This is a genomic window from Marinobacter salarius (assembly GCF_032922745.1).
In the GTDB taxonomy this organism is placed as follows: domain Bacteria; phylum Pseudomonadota; class Gammaproteobacteria; order Pseudomonadales; family Oleiphilaceae; genus Marinobacter.
Genome location: NZ_CP136693.1, coordinates 986,319 through 1,010,773 on the forward strand (window position 1 = coordinate 986,319; position 24,455 = coordinate 1,010,773).

Here is a 24,455-nt window from a genome sequence, read left to right on the forward strand (position 1 = left end):
TACGCCCCTGAACGATCAGCCAGCAGCGTGGTGCGATCTTTGGCCTCCCTTGCCGCCGCGATAAGCCTGACCGACTCATTGAGCTGATCAATAACTTGCATCGCTTCGTCATGGGTAAGCACCACTGAATTTGTGTGGCCGCAGCACCATTGCGATGCACCGCTATCCAAGATTTCCCTATGAGGCGATGAGATGAAACGAGTATTGGTATCGAACGGCAATCCGATGGAATCGATTGTTGGATTTTGTCGCGCTGTGAGAGTCGGCCCTTATATTTCTGTCGGCGGAACGGCACCTGTCGATTCGGAAGGAAAAACTGTCAGCATCGGAGACCCTGCCGCACAGGCTAGACGGTGCCTCGAAATCATCAAAGAAGCATTAGAAAACGCGGGATCTAGAATGGAGGATGTTGTCCGAACGCGAGTAATGCTTACCAATATTGAAGACTGGGAAAAGGTAATTGATGTACGCGCAGAGTATTTCAAAGACATCAAGCCAGTAGACACCATCGTGCAGGTGTCACGATTTGTGAATCCTGAGTGGTTGGTTGAATTTGAAGCAGATGCAGTTGTGTCGGACGGAACAGAGCCTGAAACAGTCGGGCCAAAGAAATGACCGGAGCAGATCGGTATAACAAACGCATGCAGTTGAATGCAGCAAAGCTGCGCTGATCATGCCCCTAAACAAATGCGTTAAATCAGTAGTGGTACCGGAGCTGGGCAATGAGCAAGGCGTCATCCGTGACCTTGTAAACGATGCGGTGTTCTTCGTTAATTCGTCGGGACCAGTAACCAGCGAGGCTGTGTTTGAGGGGTTCCGGTTTGCCCACTCCCTCGAATGGTTCTCGTTTGGTCTCCTTGATAAGCTTGTTGATTCGGTTCAGGATTTTTTTGTCGGTTTTCTGCCAGTACAGATAGTCTTCCCAAGCGTTCTCGGAGAAGATGAGTTTCATTCAAGAAGTTCCTTTTCCTGACCACCGCCTTGCTCCAGCTCGGCAACAGATTCCAGCAAACGTCGAGTGTTTTTGGGTGCGCGCAGAAGGTACGCGGTCTCTTGCAACGCTTCATAGTCCTCAAGAGATATCATCACCACGGATTGTGACTTGCTCCGGGTGATAACCACCGGAGAATGGTCTTCACAGACCTGCTCCATGGTTTTTGCTAGATTGGTTCTAGCGGCTGTGTAGCTGATGGCATCCATAAGGCTGATCCTGTACAGAATATTGTTCATGTTCAGGATACCGTACAACTAAGGATTTAACAATCGGCTGCACAGCGACCGGTTTTCCGCCGTTTCGCGACTCCAAACCGGCGCGTGAGCCGGACGCTATAAGTGTCAGTCATTGTCTCCATTTACGGTAGGCTCCTTTCCCTACTTTTCACTGCATGAAGGAAACACGAATGCTTATAGACCTCGAGTCGATCGAAGCAAAGCACATCCACCCGATCCTGACCCAGACCGTAATCCCGCGGCCGGTGGCGTGGGTGTTGTCGCAGAACCCTGGAGATGACTACAACCTGGCGCCCTATTCGTTCTTTACCGTGGTTACCGGTAAACCGCCGATCCTGATGGTATCTGTGGGCAAGAAACCCAGCGACAGCAGCTTCAAAGACACTCGAGTGAATATTGAGGCTCGTAAGCAGTTTGTGGTGCATATTGGGAGCCGCAGCCAGGCCCAGGCCATGACGGAGTCGTCCCGCCATCTGGACCACGGCCAGTCCGAACTGGACCGGCTGGATATGAAGCTAGTGCAGGAAGAAGGCTGGCCCATACCCCGGGTTGAGGGGTGCCTGGTGGCGTTATACTGCGAGTTGCGAGAGGTCATTGAAATGGGTGACACGCCGCAGTCGCTGGTGTTTGGCAATATCAAGAAGGTGTTTGTGGACGATCAGGTTGCCAGCATTAACGATCAGGGGCGTTACGTTATTGATGCCAAAGGCATCGACCCTATTTCGCGGCTGGGTGGCAGCGAGTACGGCACCCTGGGCGACATTCTCAACGTGCCGCGCCCGGACTGAGGCAGACTGCAGCAGGCTCAAACGAGCTGACAGAACTGACCGAAACGGCGCCGAATTCATCGCATGGGGCCAATTTCGGCGTTTTCCCTCCTGGGCTATTCTCATCCTGTTGGCGTGTGATCCGCGCTGAAATGTTGAGAAAACAACGGCAGATGCCGCCAGGGTGGTTATGAGCGAACAACATGTAGACGTACTGATTGTCGGCGCCGGCGTTTCCGGCATTGGCATGGCCTGTCACCTCAAACGAGAGTGCCCGGGCAAGTCTTTCACCATCATTGAACGCCGTGAGTCCCTTGGAGGCACCTGGGATCTGTTCCGCTACCCGGGTATCCGTTCCGATTCCGACATGTACACCTTTGGCTACAACTTCCGCCCCTGGACTGGGGGCAAGGTGTTGGCGGATGGCCCGTCGATCAAGCAGTACGTTCACGATACCGCCAGGGAAAACAACGTTGAACAGCATATCCAGTATGGCCTGGCGGTTGTTTCCGCTGAGTGGTCAGGCGCAGACAAGTGCTGGACACTGACGGCCCGCAAGGAAGCCACCGGCGAAACCGCTACCTTTACCGCCAGCTTTCTGGTGGGCTGTACAGGGTATTACAACTACGATGCCGGCTATAAGCCCGACTTCCCTGGCGAGGCCGATTTTGGCGGCCAGATTGTGCATCCGCAGCACTGGCCTGAGGACCTGGACTATACCGGCAAACGTGTGGTGGTGATTGGCAGTGGTGCCACGGCCATCACCCTGGTGCCAACGATGGCGGAGGAAACCGCGCACATAACCATGTTGCAGCGTTCGCCCACCTATCTGATGCCGCTGCCATCCCGGGACGCCGTGGCGCTGGGCCTTCAGAAGGTTCTGCCCGCCAATGTCGCCTATCGGCTGACCCGTGCCCGTAACGTCAGCATTGCACGGTTGCTGTTCAATCGTTCCCGCAAGAACCCCAAGGCCATGCGGCGGTTGTTCCTGGCCATGGTACGCCGGCAACTGGATGGCAAGGTCGATATGCGCCATTTCTCACCCAGCTACAACCCCTGGGATCAGCGCCTGTGTGTGGTGAAGGACGGTGATCTGTTTGAGTCTATCAAGGCGGGCAAGGCGTCGGTGGAGACGGACCATATCGAACGCTTTACCAAGAACGGTATTCTGCTGAAATCCGGCAAGGAACTGGAGGCCGACATCATCATTCCGGCGACGGGGCTGGATATCCAGATGCTGGGTGGCATGGACCTGGTGGTGGATGGTCATCCGGTCACGCTGCGGGACAAGGTGATCTACAAGAACGTAATGGTGGAGGGCGTACCCAACGCCGGCATGATTTTCGGGTACACCAACATCTCCTGGACCCTGAAAGCCGATATCGCGGCTGAATACCTGTGCCGCCTGTTCAATCATATGGACAGCAAGGGGCAGAGCGTCTGTATACCCCGTGACACCGGCGACAGTCGCGCCGGAGACACCATGATGGGCGGCCTGGATTCCGGTTATATCCGCCGGGCTGACGACAAGTTGCCAAGGCAGGGAACCCATGGCCCCTGGAAGGTCAGCCAGAACTATCTGGAGGATGTGAAAACTCTCAGGTTTGAGCCTATCGAGGATGGTTACCTGGAGTTCGATGGTCGCCGGCCGGTTCAGCAAACCAAACCGAAACGCGGTTTCATGAGGCCGTTGCGTTCAGCGCTGTTTGGCTCTTGAAGGTGTGACACAGCTCGATCATTGATGAATGCAACTACAAATCTGCCGCAAAATATGGCAGTCTCATTGCCCGTTTTTGAACAGGCAATGATGTATGTCCGGCCGTAAAAATAAGAAGAATATGCCGTTGTGGCATCCGGTTCTCTGGCCTTCGTGGCTTCTGGTCTTCACGCTTTATCTGCTTGCCCTGCTGCCAATGTCGGCCAAGCAGCGTTTTGGCCGGCGGCTGGGCTGTTTTCTGGAAGGCAAGCTGACGTCACGGGCCAAGGTGGCCAATACCAATATTGCGACCTGTTTTCCGGAGCTTGATGACGCCGCTCGTGAGCGATTGGTGCGGGATAACTTTGTGGCCTGTACCCGTGGTTTCCTGGAAAGTATTCACGCCTGGTGGCGGGATATGTCGGGTTTTTGCGAGGGCGCCGAGGTTCAGGGGCTGAAGCACCTGCGAGAAGCCCAGGCCAGAGGTAAAGGTGTGCTGTTAATCGGCGGGCACTACAGTATTTTCGACTTTGCGCTTCCTTTGATTGCCTGTCACTTGAAGAAACCGGGGTATATGTACCGCCCCAACAATAATCCGGTGATTGACCGGATGATTGAAAACGGTCGCCGGCGTCACTTCGGTATCCGCCCGTTCACCAAGCGTGAGTTGAGGCCGCTGGTGTCGTTCCTCAAAAAAGGCGGGGAAGTCTGGTTTGCCTGCGATCAGGACTTTGGCAAGAAAACCGAGCTGTTTGTGCCGTTTTTTGGCACCGAGGCCGGGTGTATTACCTCACCCAGCTACATTGCTCGAGTGTCCGGTGCCTCAGTCATCTGTGTGAGCCATCTGCGGATGCCTGATGGTCGTTACCGGGTGATATTCTCGCCAATCCAGGAGGGATTTGGTGTCTGCAAACAGAGTGATACGGAAACCTGGAGTCGCTACATCGAAGACACCGTTCGTGAACAGCCAGACCAGTACCTATGGCTGCACAAGCGCTTCAAAACCCGGCCCGAGGGGTGTGCCAAGGTCTATTGATGCCTCGGGCTGTTTTCAGGATTACTCGCGGCCCAGGTAGCGCCGGACAATGTCCTTCCAGCCTGATGATTCCGTGACCTCAAGAATCTGCTCGGACACCGGCCCACGCAATGGACTTTCGGACGGCAGGGCCAACCCATAGAGTTGCTGCTGGAAAATACCGGGCAGCAGGGTCAACCTCTTGTCCCCCAGTTGCAGGTTGCGGTATTGCAGCAGGGCCCTGTCGTAGACCACGGCATCGGTTTCACCATTGGCGACTGAGAGCATGGCGCTGGTCAGGTCTGGATAGAGTTGGTGCCGAATGCGCTGATCTTGCAGATACTGCTCGCTGGCGGTGTTAGCGATGGTGGCTACGTTGGCGCGGTTGAGGTCGTCGGGGCCCTGAATCTGATATTGCAGGTTGCTGACGGTGAGCGATGAGGTAATCGCTGCGGTAAAACTCGCCACCATGATCAACCCGGCAAACATCCACACTAACGCAACCATTCGGCCCGCCAGCGACACCGGAGCCTTGTCACCATAACCAACAGTGGTCATTGTCACAGCCGCCCACCAGAAGCTCGCTCCTATTCCCTGTACCGCGGTGCCACCAAACTGCTCCGGATTGCGCCGACGCTCAAACAGCCACAGCACAAATCCCACAGCCAGAAGCAAGCCACCCAGGGCGATAACCACGCTCATAAATTGCCAACTGATCAGCGCGCGAAGGCTGGCGAGGAGCCCCTGCTCCGGCGCCGGAGGTACGGCGATGGACAGGCCTGTCTGGTAGAAGGGGTGGGTGAAGTCGAATGCCGCTTCCCGTTCGGCGGTCATGGTGAGAGCTCCCACCGCCACGTCGACTTGTCCGCTTTCGACCTGCGTCAGTAGATCACTGAAGGAGAGAGGAACGAATGTGTATTCCCGGTTCAGGCCATCGGCAACCTGGCGCCACAGATCGATACTGATGCCTTCCCACTCGCCGCTGTCGGTTTCCATGACAAAGGGCGGGACAGTGGTGATGCCGACTTTGATCGGCTCCGGTTGTCCCGCCGCCTGACTGGTAAACAGCAGCAGGAGGGGCAGGGCAAGCCGTGAGATCCATCGTTTCATGGGTAAGTCCGTGTTGTCAGGAAGTTAGTCAAACGCTGAGCTGATCACATCACGGTAGTTCCGGATGCGCTGTACATAGTGTACCGGTTCGTAGCCACGGGCGTAGCCGTAGCGGGTACTCGGGTAATAGCGCTTGTCAGCTTTCAGCGGCAGGACTTCTTTCATATCGTCCCAGGAGTCGGGGTTTTTGCCCAGTTCGCGCGCAAGCTGGCGGGCATCCAACAGGTGACCACGGCCAATGTTGTAACTGGCCAGGGCAAGGAAGGTGCGGTCTGGCTCGGGAATGGTTTCGGGTAACCGGCGATGGCGATCCGCCAGGTAGCGGGCACCGCCATCAATGGCCGCCACGGGGTCCAGACGGTCCATTACGCCAAGGGATTCGGCGGTGTTCCGGGTCAGCATCATAATGCCGCGAACGCCGGTGGGTGATACGGCAGCCGGGTCCCAGTGGGACTCCTGATAGGACAGCGCCGCCAGCAAGTCAGCCGGCATGCCGGTTGTGGTTTCTGCTTCGGCGAAGCGGTCAATAAAGTCGGGAAGCCGCTCATCTATCCGGCGGTTGAGGGCGCGCAGGTCGACGAAATCGAATTCGCCGATGTACGCGTAATAGCGGCTCTCGATATAGCCGATGGCTTCGTCACCGTCGGTGCTGTTCATCCATTCCCGGGTGGTTCCCGCCAGATCGTCGGAACCGGCTGGCAGGTACCAGCCCAGGTTATTGCCCTGGGTGAGGTTCATGGCCACTTCCAGGTGGGGGAAGTGGCGGCGCATGACCTGAACGATGTTGGAGTCAGCGACGGTGCAGTCGATGTCCTGCTCAGCGACTTCAGAAAGCAGAACTTCGGTCGTTCTGCCGTCATCTTCGGTGAACGTGATACCTTCGTGTTCGCTGGCGAGCTTGTTCAGCGTTTCTACGTAGCTGGAATCGGCGGTGACCGCAATGCTGACCTCAGGCATGCTTTCCGGTTTTCTGGGCATGGGTCGCATGTCGCGATGACACACCAGTTGCTCGGTGATTTCGGTGTGCGCGGGCCCGCGTGTGAACCGTTCTGTCCGTGATGGCAGGTGGGTCAGCCCGGCGGCCGCCAGATGCGTGTTGCCAGCCTCCAGCGCCTGCAAGACCTCGGCGGTTGAATCGTGCATGGTCCAGTTGACGGTCCAGCCTTTGCTCTCGGCGAAGCGTGACACCAGGCTGAACTCTGGGCCAATGGGGTTCTGGTGGCGGTCGAGATAGTAGGTGGTGGCGCCGTTGCGAGTTGCCACCTCCAGTACGCCGGTCTCTTGCGGCGGCGCGAGTTGTTCGGCCGGTTTATGGGTGGATTCGGTTTCAGATTCGCCCTGGCTACAACCAGCCATGATGGCAATGAGCGGAAGCAGGGCTCCCTTCAGCGCATGAGTCATAAAGACCTCGTTTTTTGGATTTATAAAATTATAAGGGTTTCTACGTACTCTGTGTGGAAACGTATCACTTTGATTTTGAGCGGCCTGTGCAGGCCGGAGTTAACTGGCCTATGCTGGAGTGGTTCGATATTCCAAGGAGATGCGTAATGAAAGTCTGGACCAGAATCCCGATTCTTGCAGCCTTGCTGATTCTGCCACTGGCCGCGATCGGTGCCGATGGGGCTGATGGAATGGTAACGACGCAAAGTAATTACAGCGTTGCGATGACGGCGGACAAGCTGGTCTCGACCCTTAAAAGCAAGGGTATGACGGTGATGAACCGCATTAACCACACGGAGGGGGCCAGCAAGGCGGGGCTGGAACTACGCCCAACCGAGGTGGTGATTTTTGGCAACCCGAAGGTAGGAACGCCCCTGATGCAATGTGCCCAGAGTGTGGCGATTGATTTGCCGCAGAAAGCGCTGATCTGGGAAGACAGTGAGGGAACGGTCTGGTTAGGCTATAACGACCCGGAGTATCTGAAACAGCGTCATAGCATAGAAGGCTGTGATGAGGTGATCGAGAAAATAGACCGCGCGCTTGCGGGCTTTGCCAAAGCCGCTACCAACTGAGTCTCGCCGGGAGATTACCTCCTTTGACGTTTATGGCTTGAGATGGCTGGCGTCGAAGCGTTCAAGGCTGTGCATCAGGCTGGCTCTGGATAACTCTCCCATGTGGCTGTCCACAAGGTTCCCCTGGGCGTTGTAGAACAGGGTTGTTGGCAGGCCCTGGCTTCCGGTGGCGCGGCCAAAGCCCCCCTGGCGGTCGCTGAGCACCTGTTCCAGGTTGAGGTTTTGCTCGCTGAGAAACCGTTTGATGGTTTCGGGATGTTCGCCTTGGTTGGCAAACACGAAGCTGACTGCGGGATAGTCGCTCTGGGCTTTCTCAAGTACCGGCATTTCGCGAATACAGGGGGGGCACCAGGTAGCCCACAGGTTTACCACAGTGGGCTTGCCCTGGTTCAAGGATTTCAGACTAACCGGTTGCTCGTTCAGGTCGGTCAGGGCAACATCAGGAAAGCCTTGGATCTGGTTGTTGATTAGAGCGATGACACCGGTTGTAGAACCCCAAGTTATCAAGCCTGCGGCGACGGCGAATCCCAGTGGCCGACGGATTCTGGTGCTGCGCCAGAGCAGGTAGCCGGTGAACACCAGTGCTACAACTATGCCGAATACAAGGTCGAAGCCGCCATCACGAATGTCGATGATACCCAGCCAGTCGTCCTGATAGTGTTCAAAGTAGCGAACGACAAAGCCGATGCGGGCGCCCAACAGGGCTGCCAGGAAAATATCCGCCAGAGCACCGGATATCGGGAGGTTTTCTTTGCGGCCGGCCAATGACCCTACAAGCAGGGCAATGATAAAGGCCAGCATTAGCAACAGATGGCCTATGGAAAAGCCGAATGGACCCATGCCTACGCTGAGCAAAACGTCTCCCGTTGTTGAGTGGAGTTTGGTGATATTAGGCGCGTAGTGACCCGTGATAGGGGTGAGAGTTCCATCGTTTGTCAAAAGTTAGAGGGCATCTTACGGAGAAGCCGCTATGGCTATTTCAAGAGTCCTCTGCTACCGTGCCTGCATCCTGCCTCTAGGGATTTCCGCAATTCAAGGCTTCAAGCCCGTGCGAACCATCCATACGACCTGTCAGAGGACGTCACCCCGTTAACGGTGTGTGGCCGTAGTCGTCTTTTATTCCATGAATCTTCATGGCATCTGCCCGCATTCGCCGAGATCGGTGTTCGTGGAGGCAGACTAATCAAGAGTTGATCCACTATGAGTTTTTCTTCACTCGGTTTGTCCGAGCAACTGGTCCGTGCCACTGCCGACCAGGGTTACGAAACCCCATCACCCATCCAGGCCAAGGCCATTCCCGCCGTTTTATCCGGCAGGGACGTGATGGCGGCTGCCCAGACGGGTACCGGTAAAACCGCAGGGTTCACCCTGCCATTGCTGCAGCGCCTGGCGGAAAACCCCCGCACTGGCAAAGGCCCGCGTGTACTGATCCTGGCTCCTACCCGCGAGCTGGCGGCCCAGGTACACGACAGTGTGGCCCTTTACAGCCGATACATGCCCACCAAGTCCGCCGTGGTGTTTGGTGGCGTAAAAATCAATCCGCAGATGATGAAGCTGCGCAAGGGCCTGGACGTGCTGGTGGCCACACCCGGCCGTCTGATGGACCTGTATCAGCAGAATGCAGTTCGCTTCAACGAAGTGGAAATCCTGGTGCTGGACGAAGCCGACCGCATGCTGGACATGGGCTTTATCCGTGACATCCGCAAGATTCTTGCGCTGTTGCCCGCCAAGCGCCAGAACCTGTTGTTCTCCGCCACCTTCTCCAATGAAATCCGCACCCTGGCCGAAGGCCTTCTGGATAACCCGGTGCAGGTGGAAGTGGCAGCCCGAAACACTGCTGCGGAAAGCATCAAGCAGTCGGTCTATCCGGTTGATCAGAGCCAAAAAACCGCCTTGCTGAGCAAGCTCGTGCGAGACAATGGCTGGGAGCAGGTGCTGGTGTTCACCCGTACCAAACACGGTGCCAACCGCCTGACCCAGAAGCTGGAGCGTGACGGTATTACCGCTGCTGCGATCCATGGCAACAAGTCACAGGGGGCTCGTACCCGCGCCCTGGCTGATTTCAAACAGGGTGAAGTGCGTGTACTGGTCGCAACCGACATCGCAGCCCGTGGCCTGGACATCAAACAGCTGCCCCAGGTGGTGAACTTCGAATTGCCGAACGTGCCGGAAGACTACGTTCACCGCATTGGCCGTACTGGTCGTGCCGGTGAAAGCGGCCATGCACTGTCGCTGGTCAGCGCCGATGAGGGCAAGATGCTTGCCGGCATTGAAAGGCTGATCAAGAAGCAGTTGCCGCGCAAGTCTGTTGAAGGCTTCGAGCCCCAGAACAACCTGCCATTGAAGCCAAAAGCCAAGGCAGACCCCAGCCGGGCCCGTGGTCGCGGCGGTAACGGTGGTGGCAATGGTAAGCCCGGCGGAAATGGCCGTAGTTTTGGCGGCAAGCCGGGTGGTCGCAGTGGCGGCCGTAGCCAGAATGGCAACGGTGGTCAGGCAAGGCGCTCACCCCAGCGCGAAAACGCGTAGTCCTGCCTACTCCACAGAAAACGGGGCCCCAGGGCCCCGTTTTGGGTATTGGCTCAGGCTGACTTTTTGCCGTCCGGTGTCTTTTTCTCGAGGCCGGTGTCGGCGCCTTCCGGCACAAACACATCACGTACGGTCAGCGGCTTGCCGTCGGCATCCTGAACTTCAACCGGTAAAATGGCACGCCCGGTTTCGCGGTCCCTCAGGTCCAGCGGTGTTTGATCTGGCGCCGGATTCCATTTGTCGCCCCACTGGCGAAGGGCGATCACAATCGGGAACAGATCCCGGCCTTTTTCGGTCAGCCGGTACTCGAATCGTGAGCCGTGTTCGCCCACATCCACCTTCTTCAATACCTCGTTGTCCACCAGCCTCGCTAACCGGTCGCAGAGAATGTTGCGGGCAATACCCAGCTCTTGCTGGAAGTCCACAAAGCGGCGGGTGCCATACATCGCGTGCAGCACTACAAGCAGAGACCACCAGTCACCCACCTCGTTAAGGGCGCGGGCGACGGAGCAATTGGAGTCATCAAAACGTTTTCTGGCCATGTTTCGGAGTGTACCTAATAGGGTTGCATTTTAAAACCAGATTCAATATGGTTGCTTAAAGAAACCAGATTAGTAAGGTTGCGATCTACCATGAGCATGAATCTTGGCCCTTTGTTTGAACCCTTTGAACTCCACAACCTGACCCTGCGCAATCGCGTGGCGATGGCTCCGATGACCCGCAATTTCTCGCCGGGCAACGCCCCGAGCCAGGATGTGGTGGACTATTATCGCCGCCGCGCTGAAGGCGGTGTTGGTTTGCTGATTACCGAAGGCACTACAGTGAATCATCCTGGCGCCAACGGTTATCCGAATGTGCCGTTCTTTCATGGCGACACAGCTCTCGCCGGCTGGAAGGATGTGGTTGATGCGGTCCACGAGGCTGGCGGGGCCATTTTCCCGCAGTTGTGGCACGTGGGTGCCGTACGCAAGGAAGGCACCGAGCCGGACCCATCCGTACCCGGTTACAGCCCGTCCGGTCTGTTTTCACCGGGCAAACCCAACGGCAAGGCGATGAGCAAGGACGACATTGACGACGTCATCACGGCGTTTGCCGACGGTGCTCAGGATGCCAAAGCGTTGGGCTTTGACGGTGTGGAGATTCACGGCGCCCACGGTTATTTGCTGGATCAGTTCCTGTGGGAAGGCACCAACCAGCGTGATGACGAATACGGCGGCAGTATGGAGAACCGTCTGCGCTTCGTGGTTGAGATCGTTGAAGCTGTCCGCCATCGGGTAGGCCCGGACTTCCCCATCATGCTGCGTTTTTCCCAGTGGAAACAGCAGGATTATGAGGCGAAGCTGGTGAACACACCCGAGGAACTGGAGCAGTTTCTGAAACCGTTGGTGGATGCCGGTGTGGATATCTTTCACGCCTCCACGCGTCGCTTCTGGGAGCCCGAATTCGAAGGCTCTGACCTGAACCTGGCAGGGTGGACCCAGAAACTGTCTGGCAAGCCGACCATGTCCGTTGGCAGTGTGGGCCTGACGGAGGACTTCATCAGCGGTACTTTCGCCAGTAAGAAGGAAGCGGTGGAGCAATCTGGTATCGACGAGCTGGTTGAGCGCATGAACAACAGCGAGTTCGAATTGATCGCCGTTGGCCGTGCATTGCTGCAGGACCCGGAGTGGCTGGTGAAAGTGAAGGATGGCCGCATTGGCGAGGTGGAGCCCTTCGCGAAGAAGTCGCTGGCAAAGCTCTACTGATCAGACAAGGCGTTGACGATAGGCCCCGGCGAGACACCGGGGCTTTTTTGGTGCGCCCGGCACGGGCGCACTCCTGGAGGTGGAAGTCCTCCCGTGAGCTGGCCACAGCGAACGAAGTGAAGCGCAACTGCGGAAGGGTGACCGACCGTGGAGAGGAAGCGTGGAGCGTAAACCGTGAGCCGATGAACAAGAATCGGATATGAGGCATTGCCGAGCAGGGTGAGCGGGCCAAAAGCCGCGAAGCTCTTGTGGCCAAGGCGAGGTGGTGTAAATCCGGCGGTTGTGCGGTGAAGGAGTGTGTTCTTACCCGGGGAGATCTCGCCTCATGCCTGAAAGGGCGACGTGGTAACACGGAGCGAGAAGTCAGCAGAGGCCATAGTAGCCGCTTATTCAGGGTGAAGGGCTGAACGAGAAGGAGCGTCAAACGCCTTGTCGATGAGTACTGTACAGCATCAGATGTCCGCGTCAGCGGAGCGGGTTGCAGGACGGGAAGGTGAAGCCTTGCCGGACGTGACCCGCGATGAAACAGGACTCCCGCGACAAGAATCGGAAGGCGCAGGGCGACACCTGCTGGAGCAGGCGTTCGCACGAGAGAACATGCAGCGGGCATGGAAGCGCGTGAAGGCCAACAAGGGATCTGCGGGTGTTGATGGACTGGACATTGCCCAGACCGCCGAACACCTGAGATGGACGTGGCCGGCGCTCCGGCAGCAACTGCTGGAGGGCTCCTATCGGCCACAGCCTGTCCGTCGGGTAGGCATCCCGAAGCCGGACGGCAGTGAACGGGAACTGGGTATCCCTACCGTCACCGACCGTCTGATTCAACAGGCACTGTTGCAAGCGCTGCAACCTCTGATTGATCCCACCTTCAGCGAACACAGCCATGGCTTCCGTCCGGGTCGTCGGGCCCAGGATGCGGTTCTGGCTGCGCAACGCTACGCCCAGCAGGGCTGCCACATCGTTGTGGACGTTGACCTGTCGAAGTTCTTCGACCGGGTTAATCACGACATCCTGATCGACCGCCTGAGGAAGCGCGTGAACGACCCCGGAGTCATCCGGCTGGTTCGTGCGTATCTGAATGCGGGCATCATGGACGGTGGCGTAGTTATAGAACGATACGAGGGCACGCCGCAAGGCGGGCCACTGTCGCCACTGCTGGCGAATGTTCTGCTGGATGAGGTGGATCGGGAACTGGAACGCCGGGGGCACTGCTTCGCTCGTTATGCCGACGACTGCAACGTCTACGTTCGCAGTCATAAAGCGGGAGAGCGGGTGATGCGGTTGCTACACCGTTGTTACGACAAATTGCACTTGGTGATCAACGCATCCAAAAGTGCAGTCACCAGCGTGTTCGGCCGTAAGTTCCTCGGTTATGCCCTATGGCAGACAAAGGATGGAGACGTCCGGCGCGCCGTATCAACAAAAGCGTTACAGGCGTTCAAGCTGAGGATCAGGCAACTGACCCGAGGGTCAGGTGGTCGCAGCATCTCACAAGTGGTGGAAAAGCTCCGCAGCTACCTGCTCGGATGGAAAGGGTACTTCAGACTGGCGCAAACGCCTCGCATCTGGCGATCGCTGGATGAGTGGATACGTCGTCGCCTGAGAGCCCTGCATCTTAAACAGTGGCGGCGGGGCAAGACCATCTACCGGGAGCTGTTGCGCTTGGGCGCAAGTCCCTGGGTGGCGGAATCCGTGGCGGCTCTGAGCCACCGCTGGTGGCATAACAGTCGCTCCGCCATTCACAATGTGCTGACGACTGCCTACTTCGACCGGTTGGGTGTGCCGCGCCTCTCGTGATACCTCAACTTCTCGAACCGCCCGGTGCGGACCCGCTTGCCGGGTGGTGTGGGAGGGGCGGAACCTGCTGGTTCCCCCCTATCCCGATTGGTGCGCCAGGCATGGCGCGTAGCGCCTTGACGGCGCTGTTCCGGTGCAGGTGGTGCTGGCCGGATGACTTGGGGGTGCAAGTCCCCTATGGGCCCGGTAAGGGGAACCATTAGCCGGACGGCAAGGGTGTCCATCGCGAGGTGGAATCTGAAGGAAGCCGCAGGCAAAACACTGGCCCGACGAACAGGAATCGCATGAGGCGGTCACACCGGGTAAGGCGGCCACTATCGTCAAAGCCCGATACTTGCACGGAAGGTGCGGACGTAGATGCGGCGGGTATAAGTGTGAAGGTCACGCGTCTTACCCTGGGATCTCTGGTGGTCTGCCGCTGTGCTACTCACCTCGTGAGGGGTGGGGATGGGCCGCCAGAACTCAGCAGAGGCCATAGTAGGTGCGTTACCGCGTACTGAAGGGCTGAACCCACTATGAGTGGATAGTCGGATCTTATCTCTGATTAGAGCTTGCAGATGCCTCAAGCGAGGGCTCGCAACAAACGTGGACGAGGCGGAACCTCGAAGACAGTTGCAGTGCAAATCACTCTGACAGGCGGGAGATCAACGGAACGCAGCTCGCCCAGCAATGGGAGGTGGGAACCGCCGTGGTACGGAACCGTATGCCCGGTGGTGTGAGAGGACGGGGGAGGTGACTCCCCCTCCTACTCGATTCTGTCCGGGCTGTAATTTAACCTGTTGCCGAAACCCGTATGATTAATGCTCTTGTTTTCAACTAAAGGGATACACCATGAAGTCTGTAACTTCTCTTTCAGCCATTGTCCTGCTTGCGTTGACTCTGGTTGTGGCCGGCTGCGCCACGGTCGGCCAGGACTTTGCCACCCATAACGTTGACCAGATCGAGATCGGCGATACCACCCGCGCCGATATCCAGGAGATGTTTGGTGAGCCCTGGCGCACCGGTATCGAGGATGGCAAGCGCACCTGGACCTACGGCAAGTATCGTTGGTCTGCTTTCGGGGAAGCCGAAACAACGGACTTGGTGGTGCGATTCAATGAAGACGGCACGGTGTCTTCCTACGTCTACAACACCACCGAGTAACGACGAGGTTTCCGGAGGCTGGTGAATGGATGACCAGGGTGATCCGGCGGATATCGAGCAGCTACTGGACCGGATAGAAGCCAGGGCCGCCGGTCGTTCTCACGTATCCATCGGTGAAATGATGGATGCGGTGGGGCACCGAACCTTTGGGCCGCTGGTACTTCTGGTTGGCCTCATCCTGGTGACGCCTCTCAGTGGTGTGCCTGGAATACCAACCCTGATGGGCCTGCTTACGCTGCTGACGTTGGGGCAGGTTTTGTTGGGGCGAACCCATTTCTGGCTACCCAGCCTGTTGCTTCAGCGTCAGGTTCCGCGCCAGAAGCTTGTGCAGGGACTGCATATACTTCTCCCTGCCGCACGGCGGATTGATCGCCTGATACGCCCGAGATTCACGTTCCTCGTCAAGGGTCCTGGCCTCTACGCCATGGCGCTTGCGTGCATGGTGATTGCGATCGTGATGCCGGCGACGGAGCTCGTGCCATTCAGTGCCAGTATTGCTGGCGTGGCGCTGATGACATTCGGCCTTGCGATGATCTCGAAAGATGGTCTCCTTGCCGTGCTTGCCTGGGGTGTTTCGCTGGCGGGGCCGGTGATGTTGGTGCGAACCATCGGCAGCTGAATAAGGCCAGATTACGTAAAGTCGGGGGTTATGAACTAAATTGTCAGTAGAAGAACGCCTCATTCACAGGCGAAAGAGGAGAAACACCATGATACGTTTATTCTATCTGGTATCTTCGATTGACAGTGCAAAAGAAATCTCCGACGACCTTCACGAGCACGACGTCACTGACTGGCGCTTCCACATTGTCAGCAAGGACGAGGCCGGCCTCTACACTCACCAGTTACACACCGCGTCCATCCTGGACCGAACGGATCTGCCCAGGTACGTGGAGCGCGGCGCCATAGCCGGCTTTGTGCTGGCGCTGGCCTTCCTTGTACCGTTGGCCTTGCTGGAAGTTCTGAACATGCCGGCGGCCGCCTGGATCGCCCTGTTTATCTTTGTGGTGGTAGCGGGCGCCTGGGTTGGTGGCTTTGGTGGTATCCAGAGCGAAAACTACCGTATCGAGCCGTTCCACCATGATATTGAGGCAGGGAAGTACCTGATCATGGTGGACGCCCCGAAGGACCACATTCCCAAGGTCAAGGAACTGATGGCGAAGAACCACCCCGAGGCCAAGTTGCAGGGCAAGGATTCCAGCATTAACAATCCGTTTGCCGGCCGGCGTCGGCATAAGATCAAACAGGCCTGATGCGAGGCACTGTTCAAAACGGAATGGTTTCATGACAAAGAACGGTGTCATTCTCACCGGCGGTGGCGCGCGGGCGGCGTATCAGGTCGGCGTGCTTCGCGCTATCGCTGACATGTATCCGGACTGGAACCACCCGTTCAATGTCATTATCGGTACCTCGGCCGGGGCGATCAATGCCATGGCTCTTGCCGGTAACCGGGGGCTGTTTCGCCACAGTATTGATCATCTTGATAAAGTCTGGTCGGAACTGACCATGGACCGGGTATTCCGGGCGGATACCTTTAGCCTGATGCGCAGCTTCAGCGCCATCGCCCGCAAGATGATCAGTCGCCCCATTGAGAGCGGGCCGGTTTCCTTTCTGGATAATTCGCCACTGCGGGAATTGCTGGAGCGGGAGATCGACCTGCAGAGCATTCGGCAAACCATTCAGGAGGGCCACATCGACGCTGTGGGCCTGAATGCCTGCGGTTACGCGACTGGCCAGAATGTGTGTTTCTTTGAAGGGGCTGAAGGGCTGCAAGGCTGGTCGGTCGGACAGCGTGGCGGCACCCGCACAGAGCTGGCAGTGGACCACATCATGGCGTCTGCGGCTATTCCCACTCTGTTTGCGCCGGTGAAGATCAACCGCGAGTACTTTGGTGATGGCGTGACCCGCCAGATGGCCCACATCAGTCCGGCATTGCGACTGGGTGCACGCAAGGTGCTGGTGATCGGGGTTAGTGCCAACGCGATGTGCCCGTCCAGGCGCCCGGAAAAACCCGGTATGCCAACGCTGACCCAGGTACTGGCCCACGTGTTCAACGGCATGTTCCTGGATACGCTGGATTACGACATCGATCGCTCACGGTTGATCAACCAGTTGCTGGAACTGATCCCCGAGAAGAAACTGAAGGAATCCGGGCTGGACCTGAACCCGGTGGATATTCTGGAAATTTCCCCCTCCGAGCCCATCAACGAAATCGCCATGAAATACATTGACGCCATGCCGCTGGTGTTGCGACGGTTGACCGGTGCTTCGGACAACGCGCCTTTTTCCAGCGCCAATCTCGCCAGCTTCCTGCTGTTCGACAAACGCTTCTGTCGCGATTTGATTGAGCTGGGCTACCGGGACGGTCAGAGCCAGTCCCGGCAGATTGAGCGGTTTTTCGAGAAGGAGTCGGGGCCTGAAGACTCAGCCCCGTAACCCACCTACCAGCTTGTCGATGCTCTCCTTGGCATCACCGAACAGCATCCGGGTGTTGTCCTTGAAGAACAGCGGGTTCTCAACCCCGGAATACCCGGTGGCCATGCCCCGCTTGAGGACCACCACCTGGCGCGCCTTCCACACTTCCAGTACCGGCATGCCGGCAATCGGGCTGCCGGGATCTTCGGCGGCGGCCGGGTTTACGGTGTCGTTGGCACCGATGACCAGCACCACGTCGGTGCTAGGGAAATCATCGTTGATTTCGTCCATTTCCAGCACGATGTCATAAGGTACGTGGGCCTCAGCGAGCAGCACATTCATATGTCCGGGTAGGCGACCGGCCACCGGGTGAATGCCGAAACGCACGTTGACGCCGCGGTCCCGCAGGATTTTCGTCATCTCGCTGACGCCATTCTGTGCCTGGGCGACCGCCATACCGTATCCCGGCACGATGATCACTGACTCGGCATTGCGAAGCTCTTCGCAGACATCGTCAGCACTGGATTCGTAGACCGTCTGGTCGGGGTCTGCCGCGCTGGAACTGCTGGTAGTCTGCCCGAATCCGCCCAGGATCACGCTGATGAACGAGCGATTCATGGCTTTGCACATGATGTAGCTGAGGATGGCACCGCTGCTGCCTACCAGGGCACCCACCACAATCAGCAGGTCATTACCCAGCATGAACCCGATGGAGGCCGCGGCCCAACCGGAATAACTGTTCAGCATGGACACCACCACCGGCATGTCGGCGCCACCGATCGCCATGATCAGGTGAATGCCGAGCACCGAGGCAATGGCCGTCATGATGACGAGGGAAATCAGCCCCAGCGCCATGCTGTCGGTACCGAGGAACCAGGCGCCCAGCAATACGCAGGCAATGATGGCCACCAGGTTCATTAGGTGCCGGCCTGGCAGTGTCAGTGCCTTGCTGTCGATACGGCCATCCAGCTTGCCGCAGGCCACCAGCGACCCGGTGAAGGTCACGGCGCCGATAAAGATACCGACAAACACCTCCACCAGTTTGATGGTGTGTTCGGCACCCGTGGTGGCTACCAGGGGCTCGATATAGCCCGAGAAGCCCACCAATACCGCCGCCAGGCCCACGAAACTGTGCAGCAGGGCCACCAGTTGCGGCATCTGGGTCATTTCCACCTTGTTGGCGATGGGGATACCAATACCGGCGCCCAGCAGCACCGCAATCACGATCGCGATAACACCACCGTCCACGCTGGCCAGGGTGGCGCCAACAGCGATGATGATGCCGGCGACACCATAAAGGTTCCCGCGCCGGGCGGATTCCTGATGGCTAAGGCCACCCAGGCTGAGGATAAAACAGATACTTGCGACCACGTAGGCCACGCTCACCAATCCTGTGCTCATATCGGGCGCCTCCTACTTGCGAAACATTTTGAGCATGCGATGGGTGACCCGGAAGCCGCCCCCCACGTTGATGCTGGCAATCAGCACCGCGAAAAAGGCCATGATGCCGACGGCAAGGTTCTCCGCCTGGGCCAGGTGCAGGATGGCACCGATTACGATGATGCCACTGATGGCATTGGTTACGCTCATCAGGGGCGTGTGCAGGGAAGGGGTCACGTTCCAGATGACCTGCCAGCCGATAAAGCAGGACAGCACAAACACCGTGAAGTGCTGCAGGAAGCTTTCCGGCGCATGGGCACCAACCCCGTATAGCGCCAGGGCCGTGACCAGCAGCAGCGCGCCCTTGCCAAACTGGCTGCGGCGTTTGGCGTCTTGCCTCGCGGCCTCCTTGTCGGCAGCCGTGGGTTCTTCAGTGCCGGGCGCCGGCTTGGGGCTGACCGGCGCTTCCGGTTGAGGTGGTGGCCAGGTAACGTCGTTCTCTCGCACCACTGTCAGGCCACGGATCACATCGTCTTCCATGTTGACCTGGGGCTGGCCGTCTTTCTCCGGGGTTAGTTCAGTGATCAGGTGTACCAGGTTAGTGGCATAGAGATCGCTGGCCACCTTGGCCATACGGCTGGGCAGGTCGGTGTAGCCTATCAACGTCACGCCGTGATGGTGGGCCACCTTGCCGGGCTCTGTCAGCTCGCAGTTGCCCCCGCGTTCCGACGCCAGATCGACAATTACACTGCCGGGTTTCATGGATTTCACCATATCGGCGGTGATCAGCTTGGGCGCGGGCTTGCCGGGAATCAGGGCGGTGGTGATGATGATATCCACCTCTTCGGCCTGTTCCGCGAACAGCGCCATCTCCGCCTTGATGAACTCGTCGCTCATCTGCTTGGCGTAGCCGCCGCCACCGCTGCCGTCCTCGTCGTCGAAATCCAGCACCAGGAACTCGGCGCCCATGCTTTCAACCTGTTCTTTCACTTCCAGACGGGTATCAAACGCCCGCACAATGGCGCCCATGCTGTTTGCGGCGCCGATCGCAGCGAGGCCAGCGACGCCGGCCCCGATCACCATGATCTTTGCTGGCGGTACCTTGCCAGCCGCCGTCACCTGGCCGGTAAAGAACCGCCCGAAGTTGTTGGCCGCCTCAATCACCGCGCGGTAGCCGGCAATATTGGCCATGGCGCTCAAGGCATCCATCTTCTGGGCACGACTGATGCGAGGCAGGCTATCAATGGCGAAGGAGGTAATCTTTTTGGCCGCCAGCTTCTCCAGCAGTTCGGGATTCTGCGCTGGCCACAGGTAGCTGACCAGGAACGCCCCTTCCTTCATCAGGTCCACTTCGTGTTTCTTGAGCGAAGGGTTCTTCATCGGCGCGCGGACCTTGAGGATAAAATCCGCGTCCTGCCAAAGCGATTTGGTGTCCGCCGCAATGGTAGCGCCCACTTTTTCGTAGGCATCATCCGTGTAATTCGCGGCCTCACCCGCGCCGCCTTCGACCATCACCTCATAGCCAAGGCCTATCAGCTTATGCACCGAGGGCGGCGTTGCCGCGACCCGTCGTTCATCCTCGAAAATTTCCCTGGGGATACCGATCTTCATTGTAAGTGCGTCCTCCGGAATGACCGATTCACTGAAAGTCTCGGTTTTTACTTATAGGTAGACGCTAACAGATTTACAAAGGTTTTCCTAAAAACGAACAAAGCGAAAAAACGGAAAGGTAAAACGAAAAAAATAATAAGCCCGTTAGAGGTCCTTCTCTAACAGTGCCTGTACCTCACTTTCGGCCAGCCCATCCAGCATCGCCCCCCGAAACTGGCGGTTGATAAACCGCTCGGTTTCATGCTGGATCATTACCCGCTGCCCCGGTTTTCCAATGTAATCCATTGCCCTGAAAAGGATATAGCGAATGGTCATGCGGGAAATCTCATGAATCGTCTCCGTCGGCACAGCACTGACCAGCCGCCGCTCGATAATATCCTCCGCCATCTCGCGCGCGCTGGCATCCAACTGCGCCTCAAGCGCCCTGCGCAACAAAGCCGACGGCCCGTGAAGCTCCCGCACCGCCACCGTCGTTGCCGCCGGATTGGCCAGGAAGTAGTGGTAAACAAACGTCACCGTATCGTGGGACGCCTGCTCCGACGACTCCGCCATCCGCCGCAACTCCCGCACGCCGGCCTTCATGTCCTCGGCAATGTACCCAAGTACCTGCAGACCGAACTCGTCCAGATTCTTGAAGTGCCGATAAAAAGTATTGGGATTCAGTCCGGCCTCACGGGCCAGTTCCCGGAGACCGAGAGATGTCAGGCTGCGGCTCTGGGTAATCAACCTGAGCGCCGCCTGAATCAGCTTCAGTTTTCCACCGGTAATCATGTTCATTGAGCATGCACCTAAAGTATGCGGACGAGTTGGGGGAGGGGGTTCCCGAAACTGTGCGGAGCCATGGATGGCGGAGCTCAAGCGCCACATGGATGTGCTCGAGCGTGTTTCGGAAAAGCCTTCCCAATTGCCCCAGCCCCCGAAGTTTGATCTGGGGGACAGTTAGTTATCAAACGAGGCCAAACAGCCAGATCCTGATGTTTGGAAGTATACAACTGTCTACTCTGTTGGGTATACATGTGTCTACCGCCAATCATCATGGCGAAACAGACAACAACAGGCAAGGCCAGAAGGCCAGCGAACAGCGAGGTGGAAAACATGAGTCAGACAGCAAAAATCGCCATCATCGGCACCGGATTCTCCGGCCTGGGCATGGGGATCAAACTCAAAGAAGCCGGATACGACAACTTCGTCATCCTCGAACAAAGCGACGACGTCGGCGGCACCTGGCACGAAAACCACTACCCCGGCTGTGCCTGCGACGTCCAATCCGCCCTCTACTCCTTCTCGTTCGAACAAAACCCCAACTGGACCCGCATGTTCGCCCAGCAGAAAGAAATCCAGGCCTACCTGCGAAGCTGCGCCGAAAAATACGACCTCATGAAACACGTGCGCTTGAACACCCACGTGGCGGGTGCCCGCTTTGACGAGAAAACCCAAAGCTGGACCGTCGAAACCTGCGACAGCCCCAAGCTCTGGGCCTACATGCAGGACAAGGGCCTGAACCCCGGCGACAAACTCAACCGCAAAGACAAGGGCCTGCCCAAATTCAGCACCTTCAAGGCAGATGTTGTGGTTTCCGGCATGGGCGGCCTTAGCACCCCGGCATACCCCAACATCAAAGGCATCGACACCTTCACCGGCAAAAGCTTCCACTCCCAGGACTGGGACCATGACTACGACTTCAAGGGCAAGCGCGTAGCAGTGATTGGCACCGGCGCCTCAGCCATTCAGTTCGTACCGGAAGTGGCCAAAGACGCAGCTCACCTCGACCTCTACCAGCGGACTCCACCGTGGATCGTGCCCAAGCCTGATCGCGAGATCCGCCCGCTGGAAAGGATGATGTTCCGCAAGTTCCCGCAGACCCTGAACGCCTTTCGCCAGAGCATCTACTGGATGCTGGAAGCACGGGTACTGGGCTTTGTAGGCAATCCGCGAATCCTCAAAATCGGCGAATTACAGGCACGCCGCCATATCCGCAACCAGATCAAGGACAAGGAACTGCGCAGGAAAGTTACCCCGGACTTTCACTTCGGCTGCAAGCGGGTGCTGATTTCAAACAACTATTACCCGGCGCTGGCCCAGGATAACGTCGAGGTGCTGACCGACGGCATCCGCGAAGTGCGTGGCAATATGATCGTGGATAACAACGGCCATGAGAGGGAAGTGGACTGCATCATTTATGGCACCGGCTTCAAGGCCCAGGACCCGATACCCGCAGGCATGGTACATGGCCGTGGCGGCCAGGACCTGCTGGATGCATGGAAAGGCGGTGCCGAAGCCTACAAGGGTAGCGCCATTGCCGGCTTCCCCAACTTCTTCATGCTCATGGGCCCCAATACCGGCCTCGGCCACAGCTCCATGGTCTATATGATCGAAAGCCAGATCCAGTATGTGCTGGATGCCCTGAAGAAAATGGACAAGCACGGCTGGAAGAGCGTGGAAGTGAAGGAAAACGCCCAAAGCCAATACAACGCCTCTATTCACGCCAAGCTCGGCGACTCCGTGTGGCAGACCGGCTGTAAGAGCTGGTATGTGAACGAGAATGGAAAGAACACCACGCTATGGCCGGGCTTCACCTGGCAATTCCGCCAGCAGACGAAGCGGTTTGACGCGGGGCAGTATGTGTGTGAGCCAGAGGCTGTAGACGTCGAGCAGGCGGCTCCGGCGGTTTAGATTGCCTGGTTCGGTGTATACCCAATATGGGCTGAAAGTTACTCATATTGGGTATTTTGCACAATCAGGCATCGGAATCCTCGATTATCCTCGCCGTGGCCCGATAGGCACAGTTGCTGACCTTCATGGGACAATTGGACACCATTGTTTTTGCGGGACAGAGGGTTATTCAGGCTCTTGAGATCGTCGGGTACACCTTTAAAGGCAATAACCTGATTGAGCAGGCTGAGTTTGCCGTGGATGTTGAAGGCTTCAGTCACATAGTTTTGGAAAGCGGGACCTCCCGCCCTGGCGAGTATAGTGCCGGTGGGATTGCGCAGCCAGGATGCCTTTACCTCGATTTCAGCAGCCTCATTAACCTGCTCACGGTAGTCTTTCGGGGTGAGCTGTGAGAGTTCGATCGCCTGCAGATAGGCAGGCAGTACGGAATTGATGGTCATATTGGGTTTGAAAACCGCTCGCACCCACCAGCCCGGTGTCCAGGTATTGTCGCTTGAGGTGTCAAAGAATTGAGGGTGCCGATCAAGGGACTGGTACATGTAATACCCCATGGCAAACTCCCTTGCCATCGCAAGCGTGAAATCCCGTTCGGCCCTGGTCATTGGGGGTACTTCTGGTGCCAGATCATAGCCATGTCGCGCTAATATCTCGGAGAGCACGTCCAGATTCTCCGACATCAGCGCCAGGTAGACCATTTTGCCAATGATGGTATCCGCCCTGACCAACTGAGTGCGCACACGATCGAGGGTGCTCTCCAGCAGCCGAACGGCCGCTTCAGGATCTCCCCGGTCGGCCTCCCGAAGAGCTTCCAGCATCACCAGCCGGTGGCCACTGAGCAGGTAATGGAAACTGGGCATAGGTTCGTGGACCGATGGTTTGGCCAGCGACTGGAAACCGTCCATGGTCATGAAGGTGCGGTAGCGGTCGAGCACCGTTTTGTCAGCCTCGGAAAGCGCTGGAGCCTCATTCCAGGACGATAGCACCCGAACTCTACAGTTCTCATCAGTCCACCGGCAGAAAAAGGCGCCCTCGGGCCTGGCAAGAGCCTCGTAGTCTGGCCAGGGGGCCCGCTCCGTGGTGAACGGGTCGTCTGCTTCGAGTTGATCCTGTTCCCGGGAATAGGCAAGAAGACTCTCGCCAATATCGGAGGGTTCCCCATTCAGCGGCGCGTCAATGCCCAGCAGATAAAGATAGGCCTCGTTGGTCTTTTTCGCGGTCGTCTGCTCAACCAGTGCAGGGACTTCCGGGGATAGAGGTTCATCAAACTGGAGCAGTATCAGCGCGATGATCACCAAAGGCATGAAAAACATAGGTCGTTTCCTGATCCTTGGAAAGTCT

23 protein-coding genes are annotated in these 24,455 nt (G+C 57.6%); 13 read left to right on the top strand and 10 right to left on the bottom strand.

Translation table 11 applies throughout. From position 1 onward, the window contains the following. The first annotated feature begins 192 nt into the window (after positions 1–192). Positions 193–615 carry a RidA family protein gene (locus R1T46_RS04515; protein ID WP_286811867.1) on the top strand — a complete coding sequence of 141 codons (423 nt, stop codon included), beginning with the start codon at positions 193–195 and terminating at the stop codon, positions 613–615. Between the two features lie 82 nt (positions 616–697). Here R1T46_RS04515 and R1T46_RS04520 read toward each other — a convergent pair whose 3' ends face one another. After that, positions 698–952, bottom strand: coding sequence for a Txe/YoeB family addiction module toxin (locus R1T46_RS04520; RefSeq protein WP_008938367.1), 255 nt, complete (start codon positions 950–952; stop codon positions 698–700). Then, positions 949–1,200: a type II toxin-antitoxin system Phd/YefM family antitoxin gene (locus tag R1T46_RS04525; RefSeq protein ID WP_286811881.1), complete on the bottom strand. Its 252-nt coding sequence runs from the start codon at positions 1,198–1,200 to the stop codon at positions 949–951. The genes R1T46_RS04520 and R1T46_RS04525 overlap by 4 nt, the downstream gene beginning before the upstream one ends. A 200-nt stretch (positions 1,201–1,400) precedes the next feature. Here R1T46_RS04525 and R1T46_RS04530 point away from each other — a divergent pair, with 200 nt between their 5' ends. The 3 genes from R1T46_RS04530 (at position 1,401) to R1T46_RS04540 (ending at position 4,729) form a co-directional block, all read left to right on the top strand. Continuing rightward, a complete protein-coding gene (locus R1T46_RS04530) occupies positions 1,401–2,018 on the top strand; it encodes a flavin reductase family protein (protein WP_317307481.1) in 618 nt (205 codons plus the stop codon). A gap of 169 nt (positions 2,019–2,187) precedes the next feature. Then, positions 2,188–3,714 (top strand): NAD(P)/FAD-dependent oxidoreductase, encoded by a 1,527-nt coding sequence (locus R1T46_RS04535; RefSeq protein ID WP_317307482.1) that lies wholly within the window; start codon positions 2,188–2,190, stop codon positions 3,712–3,714. Between the two features lie 94 nt (positions 3,715–3,808). After that, entirely contained in the window at positions 3,809–4,729 is a 921-nt protein-coding gene (locus R1T46_RS04540; protein ID WP_085678304.1) for a lysophospholipid acyltransferase family protein, read from the top strand. 21 nt (positions 4,730–4,750) lie between these two features. Here R1T46_RS04540 and R1T46_RS04545 read toward each other — a convergent pair whose 3' ends face one another. Beyond that, positions 4,751–5,818: a transporter substrate-binding domain-containing protein gene (locus tag R1T46_RS04545; RefSeq protein WP_127401971.1), complete on the bottom strand. Its 1,068-nt coding sequence runs from the start codon at positions 5,816–5,818 to the stop codon at positions 4,751–4,753. A 24-nt stretch (positions 5,819–5,842) separates the two neighbouring features. Further along, on the bottom strand, positions 5,843–7,219 hold the full coding sequence (gene mltF, locus R1T46_RS04550; protein WP_317307483.1) for a membrane-bound lytic murein transglycosylase MltF: 1,377 nt from the start codon (positions 7,217–7,219) through the stop codon (positions 5,843–5,845). Between the two features lie 146 nt (positions 7,220–7,365). Here mltF and R1T46_RS04555 point away from each other — a divergent pair, with 146 nt between their 5' ends. Further along, on the top strand, positions 7,366–7,830 hold the full coding sequence (locus tag R1T46_RS04555; RefSeq protein ID WP_317307484.1) for a DUF302 domain-containing protein: 465 nt from the start codon (positions 7,366–7,368) through the stop codon (positions 7,828–7,830). Between the two features lie 30 nt (positions 7,831–7,860). Here R1T46_RS04555 and R1T46_RS04560 read toward each other — a convergent pair whose 3' ends face one another. Continuing rightward, a complete protein-coding gene (locus R1T46_RS04560) occupies positions 7,861–8,685 on the bottom strand; it encodes a TlpA disulfide reductase family protein (RefSeq protein WP_317307485.1) in 825 nt (274 codons plus the stop codon). 345 nt (positions 8,686–9,030) lie between these two features. Here R1T46_RS04560 and R1T46_RS04565 point away from each other — a divergent pair, with 345 nt between their 5' ends. Then, a complete protein-coding gene (locus R1T46_RS04565) occupies positions 9,031–10,356 on the top strand; it encodes a DEAD/DEAH box helicase (protein WP_036211594.1) in 1,326 nt (441 codons plus the stop codon). 53 nt (positions 10,357–10,409) lie between these two features. On the opposite strand, the gene R1T46_RS04570 is transcribed toward R1T46_RS04565, so the two are convergent. After that, positions 10,410–10,898: a winged helix-turn-helix transcriptional regulator gene (locus R1T46_RS04570; protein WP_126810962.1), complete on the bottom strand. Its 489-nt coding sequence runs from the start codon at positions 10,896–10,898 to the stop codon at positions 10,410–10,412. A 90-nt stretch (positions 10,899–10,988) separates the two neighbouring features. On the opposite strand from R1T46_RS04570, the gene R1T46_RS04575 reads away from it, so the two are divergent. The 6 genes from R1T46_RS04575 (at position 10,989) to R1T46_RS04600 (ending at position 17,474) form a co-directional block, all read left to right on the top strand. Beyond that, the gene (locus tag R1T46_RS04575) at positions 10,989–12,101 is read left to right on the top strand and encodes an NADH:flavin oxidoreductase (protein WP_041332930.1); all 1,113 of its coding nucleotides are present in this window, start codon (positions 10,989–10,991) and stop codon (positions 12,099–12,101) included. A gap of 429 nt (positions 12,102–12,530) precedes the next feature. Next, complete coding sequence (gene ltrA / locus R1T46_RS04580; protein WP_317306471.1) at positions 12,531–13,898, top strand: group II intron reverse transcriptase/maturase; 1,368 nt, start codon at positions 12,531–12,533, stop codon at positions 13,896–13,898. Positions 13,899–14,729: 831 nt separating this feature from the next. Then, entirely contained in the window at positions 14,730–15,041 is a 312-nt protein-coding gene (bamE, locus tag R1T46_RS04585) for an outer membrane protein assembly factor BamE (RefSeq protein ID WP_317307486.1), read from the top strand. A 25-nt stretch (positions 15,042–15,066) separates the two neighbouring features. Further along, the gene (locus R1T46_RS04590) at positions 15,067–15,660 is read left to right on the top strand and encodes an exopolysaccharide biosynthesis protein (protein ID WP_317307487.1); all 594 of its coding nucleotides are present in this window, start codon (positions 15,067–15,069) and stop codon (positions 15,658–15,660) included. Positions 15,661–15,748: 88 nt separating this feature from the next. Continuing rightward, positions 15,749–16,291 (top strand): hypothetical protein, encoded by a 543-nt coding sequence (locus R1T46_RS04595; protein ID WP_036211583.1) that lies wholly within the window; start codon positions 15,749–15,751, stop codon positions 16,289–16,291. Between the two features lie 31 nt (positions 16,292–16,322). Further along, complete coding sequence (locus R1T46_RS04600; protein WP_317307488.1) at positions 16,323–17,474, top strand: patatin-like phospholipase family protein; 1,152 nt, start codon at positions 16,323–16,325, stop codon at positions 17,472–17,474. On the opposite strand, the gene pntB is transcribed toward R1T46_RS04600, so the two are convergent. The 3 genes from pntB to R1T46_RS04615 form a co-directional block, all read right to left on the bottom strand. Beyond that, entirely contained in the window at positions 17,463–18,854 is a 1,392-nt protein-coding gene (gene pntB / locus R1T46_RS04605) for a Re/Si-specific NAD(P)(+) transhydrogenase subunit beta (protein ID WP_126810967.1), read from the bottom strand. The genes R1T46_RS04600 and pntB overlap by 12 nt on opposite strands. Positions 18,855–18,866: 12 nt before the next feature. Continuing rightward, positions 18,867–20,444, bottom strand: coding sequence for a Re/Si-specific NAD(P)(+) transhydrogenase subunit alpha (locus R1T46_RS04610; protein ID WP_317307489.1), 1,578 nt, complete (start codon positions 20,442–20,444; stop codon positions 18,867–18,869). A gap of 144 nt (positions 20,445–20,588) precedes the next feature. After that, a complete protein-coding gene (locus R1T46_RS04615; RefSeq protein ID WP_317307490.1) occupies positions 20,589–21,221 on the bottom strand; it encodes a TetR family transcriptional regulator in 633 nt (210 codons plus the stop codon). 318 nt (positions 21,222–21,539) lie between these two features. On the opposite strand from R1T46_RS04615, the gene R1T46_RS04620 reads away from it, so the two are divergent. Further along, positions 21,540–23,117: an NAD(P)/FAD-dependent oxidoreductase gene (locus R1T46_RS04620; RefSeq protein WP_317307491.1), complete on the top strand. Its 1,578-nt coding sequence runs from the start codon at positions 21,540–21,542 to the stop codon at positions 23,115–23,117. 38 nt (positions 23,118–23,155) lie between these two features. On the opposite strand, the gene R1T46_RS04625 is transcribed toward R1T46_RS04620, so the two are convergent. Continuing rightward, positions 23,156–24,427 carry a hypothetical protein gene (locus R1T46_RS04625; protein ID WP_278366653.1) on the bottom strand — a complete coding sequence of 424 codons (1,272 nt, stop codon included), beginning with the start codon at positions 24,425–24,427 and terminating at the stop codon, positions 23,156–23,158. Positions 24,428–24,455: the final 28 nt, after the last annotated feature.

What these genes read in the sequence shown, in the direction of transcription:
- R1T46_RS04515 (WP_286811867.1), top strand. Translation starts at nt 193, where the DNA reads ATGAAACGAGTATTGGTATCGAACGGCAATCCGATGGAATCGATTGTT.
- R1T46_RS04520 (WP_008938367.1), bottom strand. Translation starts at nt 952, where the DNA reads ATGAAACTCATCTTCTCCGAGAACGCTTGGGAAGACTATCTGTACTGG.
- R1T46_RS04525 (WP_286811881.1), bottom strand. Translation starts at nt 1,200, where the DNA reads ATGGATGCCATCAGCTACACAGCCGCTAGAACCAATCTAGCAAAAACC.
- R1T46_RS04530 (WP_317307481.1), top strand. Translation starts at nt 1,401, where the DNA reads ATGCTTATAGACCTCGAGTCGATCGAAGCAAAGCACATCCACCCGATC.
- R1T46_RS04535 (WP_317307482.1), top strand. Translation starts at nt 2,188, where the DNA reads ATGAGCGAACAACATGTAGACGTACTGATTGTCGGCGCCGGCGTTTCC.
- R1T46_RS04540 (WP_085678304.1), top strand. Translation starts at nt 3,809, where the DNA reads ATGTCCGGCCGTAAAAATAAGAAGAATATGCCGTTGTGGCATCCGGTT.
- R1T46_RS04545 (WP_127401971.1), bottom strand. Translation starts at nt 5,818, where the DNA reads ATGAAACGATGGATCTCACGGCTTGCCCTGCCCCTCCTGCTGCTGTTT.
- mltF (WP_317307483.1), bottom strand. Translation starts at nt 7,219, where the DNA reads ATGACTCATGCGCTGAAGGGAGCCCTGCTTCCGCTCATTGCCATCATG.
- R1T46_RS04555 (WP_317307484.1), top strand. Translation starts at nt 7,366, where the DNA reads ATGAAAGTCTGGACCAGAATCCCGATTCTTGCAGCCTTGCTGATTCTG.
- R1T46_RS04565 (WP_036211594.1), top strand. Translation starts at nt 9,031, where the DNA reads ATGAGTTTTTCTTCACTCGGTTTGTCCGAGCAACTGGTCCGTGCCACT.
- R1T46_RS04570 (WP_126810962.1), bottom strand. Translation starts at nt 10,898, where the DNA reads ATGGCCAGAAAACGTTTTGATGACTCCAATTGCTCCGTCGCCCGCGCC.
- R1T46_RS04575 (WP_041332930.1), top strand. Translation starts at nt 10,989, where the DNA reads ATGAGCATGAATCTTGGCCCTTTGTTTGAACCCTTTGAACTCCACAAC.
- bamE (WP_317307486.1), top strand. Translation starts at nt 14,730, where the DNA reads ATGAAGTCTGTAACTTCTCTTTCAGCCATTGTCCTGCTTGCGTTGACT.
- R1T46_RS04590 (WP_317307487.1), top strand. Translation starts at nt 15,067, where the DNA reads ATGGATGACCAGGGTGATCCGGCGGATATCGAGCAGCTACTGGACCGG.
- R1T46_RS04595 (WP_036211583.1), top strand. Translation starts at nt 15,749, where the DNA reads ATGATACGTTTATTCTATCTGGTATCTTCGATTGACAGTGCAAAAGAA.
- R1T46_RS04600 (WP_317307488.1), top strand. Translation starts at nt 16,323, where the DNA reads ATGACAAAGAACGGTGTCATTCTCACCGGCGGTGGCGCGCGGGCGGCG.
- pntB (WP_126810967.1), bottom strand. Translation starts at nt 18,854, where the DNA reads ATGAGCACAGGATTGGTGAGCGTGGCCTACGTGGTCGCAAGTATCTGT.
- R1T46_RS04610 (WP_317307489.1), bottom strand. Translation starts at nt 20,444, where the DNA reads ATGAAGATCGGTATCCCCAGGGAAATTTTCGAGGATGAACGACGGGTC.
- R1T46_RS04615 (WP_317307490.1), bottom strand. Translation starts at nt 21,221, where the DNA reads ATGAACATGATTACCGGTGGAAAACTGAAGCTGATTCAGGCGGCGCTC.
- R1T46_RS04620 (WP_317307491.1), top strand. Translation starts at nt 21,540, where the DNA reads ATGAGTCAGACAGCAAAAATCGCCATCATCGGCACCGGATTCTCCGGC.
- R1T46_RS04625 (WP_278366653.1), bottom strand. Translation starts at nt 24,427, where the DNA reads ATGTTTTTCATGCCTTTGGTGATCATCGCGCTGATACTGCTCCAGTTT.